11 protein-coding genes are annotated in these 8,456 nt (G+C 33.3%); 9 read left to right on the plus strand and 2 right to left on the minus strand.

Features of this window, described 5'->3' with window-relative positions; translation table 11 throughout:
- Positions 1-196: 196 nt before the first annotated feature.
- Positions 197-1,153 (minus strand): IS3 family transposase, encoded by a 957-nt coding sequence (locus tag RMR19_RS19975; RefSeq protein ID WP_310605270.1) that lies wholly within the window; start codon positions 1,151-1,153, stop codon positions 197-199.
- Positions 1,150-1,569 carry an HTH domain-containing protein gene (locus RMR19_RS19980; RefSeq protein WP_310605271.1) on the minus strand — a complete coding sequence of 140 codons (420 nt, stop codon included), beginning with the start codon at positions 1,567-1,569 and terminating at the stop codon, positions 1,150-1,152. The genes RMR19_RS19975 and RMR19_RS19980 overlap by 4 nt, the downstream gene beginning before the upstream one ends.
- Positions 1,570-1,810: 241 nt before the next feature.
- On the opposite strand from RMR19_RS19980, the gene cls reads away from it, so the two are divergent.
- The 9 genes from cls (at position 1,811) to RMR19_RS20025 (ending at position 8,130) form a co-directional block, all read left to right on the plus strand.
- On the plus strand, positions 1,811-3,376 hold the full coding sequence (cls, locus tag RMR19_RS19985; RefSeq protein ID WP_310605272.1) for a cardiolipin synthase: 1,566 nt from the start codon (positions 1,811-1,813) through the stop codon (positions 3,374-3,376).
- Between the two features lie 70 nt (positions 3,377-3,446).
- The gene (locus RMR19_RS19990; RefSeq protein WP_310605273.1) at positions 3,447-3,965 is read left to right on the plus strand and encodes a hypothetical protein; all 519 of its coding nucleotides are present in this window, start codon (positions 3,447-3,449) and stop codon (positions 3,963-3,965) included.
- A gap of 149 nt (positions 3,966-4,114) precedes the next feature.
- The gene (locus tag RMR19_RS19995; RefSeq protein ID WP_310605274.1) at positions 4,115-4,435 is read left to right on the plus strand and encodes a recombinase family protein; all 321 of its coding nucleotides are present in this window, start codon (positions 4,115-4,117) and stop codon (positions 4,433-4,435) included.
- A 2-nt stretch (positions 4,436-4,437) separates the two neighbouring features.
- Complete coding sequence (locus RMR19_RS20000; protein ID WP_310605275.1) at positions 4,438-4,704, plus strand: hypothetical protein; 267 nt, start codon at positions 4,438-4,440, stop codon at positions 4,702-4,704.
- Between the two features lie 26 nt (positions 4,705-4,730).
- A complete protein-coding gene (locus RMR19_RS20005) occupies positions 4,731-4,949 on the plus strand; it encodes a hypothetical protein (RefSeq protein ID WP_310605276.1) in 219 nt (72 codons plus the stop codon).
- Between the two features lie 40 nt (positions 4,950-4,989).
- A complete protein-coding gene (locus RMR19_RS20010) occupies positions 4,990-5,163 on the plus strand; it encodes a hypothetical protein (protein ID WP_310605277.1) in 174 nt (57 codons plus the stop codon).
- Between the two features lie 245 nt (positions 5,164-5,408).
- Positions 5,409-6,029 carry a class I SAM-dependent methyltransferase gene (locus RMR19_RS20015; RefSeq protein WP_310605278.1) on the plus strand — a complete coding sequence of 207 codons (621 nt, stop codon included), beginning with the start codon at positions 5,409-5,411 and terminating at the stop codon, positions 6,027-6,029.
- Between the two features lie 186 nt (positions 6,030-6,215).
- Positions 6,216-6,914, plus strand: coding sequence for an Imm63 family immunity protein (locus RMR19_RS20020; protein WP_310605279.1), 699 nt, complete (start codon positions 6,216-6,218; stop codon positions 6,912-6,914).
- Between the two features lie 280 nt (positions 6,915-7,194).
- Complete coding sequence (locus RMR19_RS20025) at positions 7,195-8,130, plus strand: ketopantoate reductase family protein (RefSeq protein WP_310605280.1); 936 nt, start codon at positions 7,195-7,197, stop codon at positions 8,128-8,130.
- Positions 8,131-8,456 lie beyond the last annotated feature (326 nt).

The raw sequence follows: 8,456 nt of genomic DNA on the forward strand, positions 1-8,456 counted from the left end.
TATAATTAAGGAAGATATTTCTTGATTATAGTTCCTTTTTTGATGTAAGAAAATTATAGTAATGTAAGATATGAATACTTTGATTGTATTTATAAAACTGCACATTGTCCCAATATAAGTTGTACCCCTTGTCAAGGACAAACTGAAATTATTAAAGGTTAAAATATCAAGCGTAGTTATGTTCCCTGAGTTGAAGCTATTGTTTCAACTCAGGTTTGTTTTTTATATTTAACGGATACTTACCAGTGGTAATAAATTGATAGTATTCGTTTGGTGATAACCTTGCGAGTTGCCATTGGTAACGTTCGTTATTATAATAATCAATCCAGTCATCCACAAGCTCTTTTACTTCTGAAAATTGCTTACATTGACCGAAGTCTATCTCATCTTTCATATGTCCAAAGAAGCTTTCTTGGGGAGCATTGTCCCAGCAGTTGCCTTTGCGTGACATGGATTGTCGGAGACTGGCATCCTTTACAATCCGAATGAATTTGTAACTGGTGTAGTGGCATCCTTGATCACTGTGAATCATTGTTTCTGCCTGCAGCGATATCCCGTGATAATCGATTAGCTGCCTAACTGTCAGGAGAACAAAATCAACCTCTAAGGATTCACTGAGAACATAGGAAAGCACCTGTTTTGTATAGGCATCTAAAATCGTTGAGAGATAGCAGAATCGTCCATCAAAGGGAATATATGTAATATCCGTCAATAAGACGATTCTCGGACCATGTGCAGTAAACTCACGCATAAGGAGATTGTCTGCGACATTGTTTGTTCTAAGCGCTTTCGCCATTCTACGGTAAGGATTGGCTTTCCGAATGGGACAAAATAGGTTGTATTTTTTCATTAGTCTGCGAATCTTTTTGATATTCATCACCACAGGTGGGGTCTGGTGAAGCAATCGCATGTATATAGCTCTTGCACCTTTGTTATATCCGCGATAGTTGTATGCTTGAAGAATCAGTTCAAAGTCAATCTGATCCTGTTTTTCCAGAGTCAATCGATAACTTTCTGCATTACACCAGCGATAGTAGCCAGAACGTGATACATTTGCAATTTCACATAAATCCTTTACACTGACCAGGTTCTCGCTGTTAGCAATTACGTCCCGAATCACAGCATATTTAGCACTGGGTTCTTCAATAATCATTGATCTGACTTCTCCGGTTTGTCTGTTTTTGTAATTTTTTTTATAAAATCTAATTCCTGACGCATGTACAAGAGTTCATGTTGCATGCGAAGCAGAGCCTGATCGGAGATTTGGTTAGAAAGATCAGACTTTTTTGTCTTAGGGGTGGGCTTGAGTTTCTGTTCCCGGAACCCAGCAGAAGAGAGAGCTTGGCGTTTAATGTGCTGATAGATACTGACAACACGAGCTTCTCCAAGGATATCCAGGTCATATCCAAGCTCAGTAAGAATCTGCTTTGGATACTGTCCATTCTTATATTTGTTCCAAAATAGCTCTTTGAATTCCTTTGTAAATTTGAGCGTTTTATCTGAAACACTCAGGGTATAAAGATTGCTCATTAACACTTTTTTCTCTTTTTCGGAAAAACTTTTTGCCATAGAGATAGCCTCCTATAATGTAATTGAATTATAACATCACTACACTGATTTGAGATACCTATTTTAACAAAAAGGCGTGTCCATAAATAAGGATTTTAATACTTTTCCGTGTCCACATCTATGGGTATATTATATTTAGAGGCAAAATGGAATTAATAATTCTCAAACAATACATAAATAATTTTCAAATAAACCTCTTATATAATGAAACTAATAAAAGTAAATTAGGAAGGTGAATGTTATGAGAGGGAGAAATCGAAAAATTCGCACTAACTGTCAAATCGAAAAGGATATTACTTATATTCCATTAAGATATACACTGGCTATTTTGCTTGCAATATTGGAAACGATTACAATCCTTTGCATTGTAGTATCCTTTTATCACTATATTCCATATTTCTATGTATTGGTATTTCTGACGACTATAGGCTGTGTTGTACGAATTATAGCCTCTAATGACAATCCTGATTATAAAATTCCATGGTTGTTGGTAGTGTTGACCGTGCCAATAGTTGGTTTCATGCTGTATTTTCTGTTTTATTCAAGATTACTAAAGAAGAAATATGCAAAAAGATTGGATGAACTACAGCATCAGAGTTATCTAAATGAGGATGAAAGTCTCTTTCATGAGTTGAAGAAAGAATCTGCAATGGCACACAATCAAGCTATGATGCTTTGCAATATAGCAAATTCGCACTTATTTACTGAAACAAACCAAACCTATTTCAGCTTGGGAGAAGATTTGCATAAAAGTCTGCTTGGAGATTTGGAAAAGGCAGAAAGATTTATCTTCATGGAATATTTTATTATAGAAGAAGGAATATTTTGGAATTCAATTCTGGATATATTGAAAAGAAAAGCGGAACAGGGACTGGAGGTAAGGGTAGTATATGATGATATTGGCTGTATGACAACACTCCCCGGTAATTATGATAAGATTCTAAAAAAATATAACATTAAAGCAACACCTTTTTCAAAACTGAAAGGAAATGCAGACAGTGAGTTTAATAACCGAAGTCATAGAAAAATTACAGTGATTGACGGAATAATCGGTTATACAGGTGGTGTAAATATTGCAGATGAATATATCAATAAAATAGTGAAATTTGGTCATTGGAAAGACGTGGGAATTCGTTTGGAGGGGAGTGCCGTAAGAGAGCTTACAAAATTGTTTTTAACTGATTACGGAATCAATGTAAAAAAGCTGCCAGATGTGCCAGAAGGTTTATTCCCTGAAATAGCCGTAAATAAGCAAAAAGGTTTTTTGATTCCATTTGGAGATGGACCAAGTCCTATTTATCATCACAGAGTTGGGAAGTGCGTGATTCAAAATCTACTTTCTCAAGCAAGCCGATATGTGTATATTATGACCCCCTATCTGATTATAGATAATGAACTTTGTCAGACGATTGAGAATGCAGCTTTGCGAGGGGTAAATGTAAAAATTATTGTTCCTCATGTTCCAGATAAACGCGTTATTTTTGAGATGACTAGAAGTAATTATCCAAGATTATTAAGCGCAGGCGTGGAGATATTTGAATACGAACCTGGATTTATTCACGCGAAGTGTTATCTAGCAGATGATGATTACGGAATGATTGGTACAATTAATCTTGATTACAGGAGTTTGGTACATCATTTTGAAAATGGTGTGTGGATGTACCAATGCGAATGTCTAAACGACATAAAAAATGATTTTTCACAAACACTGCAGAAGTCTATTAAAATAGAAAAAGATTCTATAAAAACAGGACTGATTAAAAAGAGTATCCGTTCTCTAGTAAAAGTTCTTTCCCCTCTTTTATAAGCGTTCATATTTAGTCAAGAGAAACTGGATACTGTAGGAAACAAATAAATAGCGGAAAGGATGGTATTAAATGAACAGCAATAATGAGTTTATTGGTTACGAATATAAAGAATTTATATGTAAAAAGCAAATGCAGCCATTATATGAAGATTGTATAAAAAACTTTGGGTGGTTACCGGAAGGGTCTGAAGCAGTTATTGGAAAACCAGATGCAGTTAGCCTGAAATTTAAGCGGGATCGAAAGATTACTAATAAAGCTGAGCTGGTCAGATTGCAAAGACAGTTTGAAGCATGTATTAGAGATATTGTATCATTGGAAAAAAATAAAACAACCAAGGCATCGACGATTGCCTATATCATTGGTGTAATAGGAACATCATTTATGGCTGGAAGCGTATTTGCAGTCACCAGTGAAAATATTTTACTATGCATTCTCCTAGCAGTACCAGGTGCATTGGGATGGGTTATTCCATATGGAGTGTTTTGCAAAATCAAAACGAAAAAAGTAAAAAAGTTAAACCCGTTGATTGAACAGAAATATGATGAAGTATTTGGCGTTTGTGAAAAAGCAAATACTTTATTAAATTAAGGAGAAAATATTGATGGCAGAAGTTGAAGTAATTAAGGCAAACGAGGGAACTGTTAATAGGAGAAGAAACATTGGTGGTTCTGGTTTAACATTAGAAAGAAAAAGGCATAGCCATTATTTTTGAAAAAGAGAATATAAACACTCTTTCAATGGAGAGTGAAATTGTACGATTTATCTTTGATAAGTACATACAAGGATATGGTGCATATACGATTGCCAAAGAACTTGAACGACTAGGAAAGAGAAATAAGAGAGGTCATGTAAAATGGGGTGATAATGGAGTAAGAGGCATTATTAAAAATGAAAAGTATAAAGGCGATTTGCTGTTGGGTAAGACATTTACGGTAGACCCGATTTCAAAGAGACGTTTAGAAAACATGGGAGAGGAAGAACAATATTATATTAAGAATCACCATGAAGCAATTGTATCCTCTGAAGTTTGGGATAAAGCACAGAAAATGCATTCTTAGAAATGTTTCAATTATTAGCAGACAATTTTGATGATGTTCTGGAATCGGTTTTAGCATCGGTTGAAGAAACTTTATCAAATGATGAAAGTGCAATAAAGCTTAGTCGTGTAGATAAGAATTTAAGTACATTGGAATCAAAGCGAAAGAAATTGACCGATATGCTTTTGGATGATAAAATTACAAGGAAGCTTATGATGAAAAATATAATGATTTTACTCGTAAGATTGCTCAAGCGAAAGAAGAGAGACGCCTTTATGTATCTAATATAGATGCTCAAAAAGATATAAATAAGCGAATGAAAGAAATTCGTAGCAGGTTAAACGAAATATCTGTCCTTGATAAGTTTGATAGAGTGGTTTTTGAAAGTATTGTTGAGAAAATCATTGTAGGCGAAAAAAATGCAGATGGAAGTGTTGATCCATATAAGTTGACCTTTGTGTTAAAGGGAATAGACAATAGGGTTATTCCAGATGCAAAGAATAGGTATTTAGATTTAAATAGAAAGACTGGCTGATAGTCGGCGTGGTATTCATTAAGTAGAGAGGATGTTTGAAATGAACAATTACGGTTACTTAGTGGATAATGAAAATAGCAGTGAGTTTGCCAAAGAGGGAGACACAGAAGAATCTAATATGGTGTGTTCTTATCAAGGTATTGTGCCATGTGGAGAACGTGGTGTTGATGTCAAGGGTGGAGAAGTAAGACTGCAAGAAAGTCTTACTTTATAGTTTTTCAAGGTTTTTCGTTTTTGCTAGCTGTGTAAGAATTAAGAAAATTACAGTCCGTACAAACATATCAACCAACAAAATAGCCCCTGCTGACTATAATAGTCAGCAGGGATTCGTTATATCTATCTCCCATCCCTCAATTTCAACGCTGACACCGAATTTGAATGAAATCTTTCGAGAAACCATGCAGTTTTTATAATTGAAAACCAAGAAGAACTAAATCATCAACAATAAGGAGGTATCTTATGAATTCAAAGTTGTTTTATAACATGACAGCCAAAATATATGATATCCTTGATAAAACATATTTTGCTGATTATAATAAAAGTCCTAGAAAAGTTGTTATGCAGTCAATAAATACGAATGATTATGTTTTGGATATTTGTACTGGAACGGCTACAAATGCAATTAATATTTCAAAGAACAATAACAATGTTAAAATTATTGGTATTGATTTATCCGATTCTATGCTTGCTATGGCAAGGCAAAAAATGCAGAATGAACATATTACAAATGTTGAATTGCTAAATATGGACGCTACAAAGCTTTCGTTTGATGATAACACATTTGATAAGATATTGATTTCTCTTGTTTTACATGAACTTGATGAGCCTATTGCAAATCAAATACTTGAACAAGCAAAATGTGTTCTAAAAGATAATGGTGAGATTATTATAACAGAATGGGAACTGAGTAAAAATATTTTACGTCGATTTCTATTTTTACCTATCCATTTATTCGAACCAAAATCTTATCGTAAGTTCATAAAAAAAGACTTAAATCAATATTTTAAAGAGCTAGGATTTAATGTTACAGAAGTTGCTCATTGTAATTATTCAAGAGTATTAAAATTAATTAAAACATAAAAACACAGAAATGATATTTAGAAATTTTGAGTGATTGGTGAGAATATTAATTCCTCCATGCAGCCAGATTTTTGTGAACAAACTATTGTTTTACCAATTAAATACAAATTCCTATCCCAAAAAAATATATGTATTTCGTGTGTTCTGGGACAAGCATAATTACTTTGTAGATTGAGGAGAACTAAGATGTTAGACACAAATCAACTAAGGAATAAAGCAATTGAATTGTTATCAAAGATAAAAGATTTTAATGAAATAAAGTTGTGGGTTTGTTTTGGAAATGGAAAACCAGAGTGTTTGCCAACAATATATTCGGATAATGATTTGTATTATTATCAATGTTATGAACGAGGGGAGTGTATTGAATTCAGGACGACAAAAGATGATGAAGAAGCTTTGTTTTGGATATTGGACAAATATATTATGCGCTATTCATATGAATACGAGTTATACAATAGGGTCAGATACGTAGACAACCGCAGACTTGTATTTGAAACAATCCGAGAGCTATATTTATGCATTGGTGAACCTTATTACAGCATGAATGAAAATAAGTTAGATGGAATTTTGAAAATTGCACCATTTAATGATAAGAGGCATAGAGATCTTGATTTAGTCGATGATTTTGAGATGCTTGCACAAGAACTATGGAATTATGTTGAGACAAGCCCATGGATTTCATATAAAGTTAAGCACAATCTTAAATATTTTATTGATAAACCGTATCGCAGCATATATGGTGGCATTGATAACTTTGATGAGGTGTTCAAAGAATTGTGTATTAAATTTGAGGAAACTATTAGCGGATTAGAGAATAAAAAGATGTATGGTGAAGCAGAAAGAATAGTTGACAGAATGAAAGAAACAAAAGCAATATTTTCGTAATGGAAATGTAAAATGAGGGTGAGTGCTTTGGGGTTTCTCAGCATATAATATACTTTATAATAAATGCGAGCAATGAGCGATTGTTGAGGTCGAAGAAATATGGTATATTTATGTGGTTTGTTTCCAAACATTTTTATCAGAAATTCATTTCTGAAATAAATGAATCTGTTGTACAATAGTTATATGAAGATTGGATCATAGAGAAAGAGCAGAATAAATCATTCATTCATCAAAGACTTATATCTCAAAACAAATCTAACAATATAAGGAGTAAAACGATATGAAAAATATTGCCTTTTTAGGTATTGGTGGAGTAGGAGGTTATTTCGGAGGGAAAATGACCCAACTGCTAAATGATAGCGAACCAGATATAAATATATTTTTTATCGCAAGAGGAAAACACTTAAAGGCGATAAAAGAAAATGGATTAACTTTAGAAACAAAAACAGAAGGTATTTTAAAATGTATTCCAACACTTGCTACAGATAATTGCGAAGAACTGCCTAAACTTGATATCTGCTTTATTTGCGTAAAACAGTATGATTTAGAAGATGCCATTAAAAAAATTCTTCCACAGTTAGATACTAATACAAAGATAATACCACTTTTAAATGGTATTGATATTTATGACAGAATCAGAAGAATAACGGATAAAGGAATCATATTTCCTGCATGTGTATATGTCGGCACACATATTAAATCTTATGGTGTTGTTGAGCAAAATGGCGGAGCTTGCACGATTACTTTTGGGCAAGATCCAGATCACAAAGATATTAATGCTGACGACGTATGTGAATTAATGAGCAAAGCAAAAATAAAGTTTGAATGGAGCAACAAACATATTGAAGCTATTTGGAGTAAATATATGTTCATTGCTGCCTATGGGCTTGTAACTGCCAGTGAGAACAAGACATTAGGCGAAGTGTTAGATAACGAAGAATCATCAAGAAAAGTGATAGGAATAATGAAAGAGATCGAATCAATTAGTAAGGCTGAAAATATTAGATTGCCTGATAACATCGTAGATTTTTCATACCAAATGGCGAAAAATTTTCCTTATGAAGCGAAAACCTCGTTTCAAAGAGATTATGAATTAAAAGACAAGCTGGATGAAAGAGAACTTTTCGGGCAAACCATTATTGATTTAGGAGTAAAACATGGTATTGATACCACAGTTGCAAAAAGTGTATATCAAAAGTTGAAGTATATGATTTAGGGAAAAAGTTTTCTCTAGAAGTTTTTTTATTACTTAGCAAGAATTGATAAATCATGGGCGAAGATTAGGAAGTGAAAATGTCGATAATCCTTTAAAGATAGACCATCTATGAAAAAATTTATTGAATGCGTATATAAGGCAGGGAATATGGGTAAATCACCAGAATTAAAATGAATATGGAGTAAGAAAAAGAGAGAGAATAAGTCAAAAACTTGTTTTTCTCTCTTTTTTGTAAAACGATATTGTAGAAAATGGATTCGTATTTACTTGACATAGTTAACCTGATTAACTATAATGTGGTTAAGTAGATTAACTAAATGAGGTGA

The sequence above is a fragment of the Anaerosporobacter sp. genome, assembly GCF_031551385.1.
Classification (GTDB): Bacteria; Bacillota; Clostridia; order Lachnospirales; family Lachnospiraceae; genus Anaerosporobacter.

Bases quoted from the DNA above. Each gene is read 5' to 3' on its own strand.
- RMR19_RS19975 (WP_310605270.1), bottom strand. From the start codon at position 1,153: ATGATTATTGAAGAACCCAGTGCTAAATATGCTGTGATTCGGGACGTA.
- RMR19_RS19980 (WP_310605271.1), bottom strand. From the start codon at position 1,569: ATGGCAAAAAGTTTTTCCGAAAAAGAGAAAAAAGTGTTAATGAGCAAT.
- cls (WP_310605272.1), top strand. From the start codon at position 1,811: ATGAGAGGGAGAAATCGAAAAATTCGCACTAACTGTCAAATCGAAAAG.
- RMR19_RS19990 (WP_310605273.1), top strand. From the start codon at position 3,447: ATGAACAGCAATAATGAGTTTATTGGTTACGAATATAAAGAATTTATA.
- RMR19_RS19995 (WP_310605274.1), top strand. From the start codon at position 4,115: ATGGAGAGTGAAATTGTACGATTTATCTTTGATAAGTACATACAAGGA.
- RMR19_RS20000 (WP_310605275.1), top strand. From the start codon at position 4,438: ATGTTTCAATTATTAGCAGACAATTTTGATGATGTTCTGGAATCGGTT.
- RMR19_RS20005 (WP_310605276.1), top strand. From the start codon at position 4,731: ATGAAAGAAATTCGTAGCAGGTTAAACGAAATATCTGTCCTTGATAAG.
- RMR19_RS20010 (WP_310605277.1), top strand. From the start codon at position 4,990: ATGAACAATTACGGTTACTTAGTGGATAATGAAAATAGCAGTGAGTTT.
- RMR19_RS20015 (WP_310605278.1), top strand. From the start codon at position 5,409: ATGAATTCAAAGTTGTTTTATAACATGACAGCCAAAATATATGATATC.
- RMR19_RS20020 (WP_310605279.1), top strand. From the start codon at position 6,216: ATGTTAGACACAAATCAACTAAGGAATAAAGCAATTGAATTGTTATCA.
- RMR19_RS20025 (WP_310605280.1), top strand. From the start codon at position 7,195: ATGAAAAATATTGCCTTTTTAGGTATTGGTGGAGTAGGAGGTTATTTC.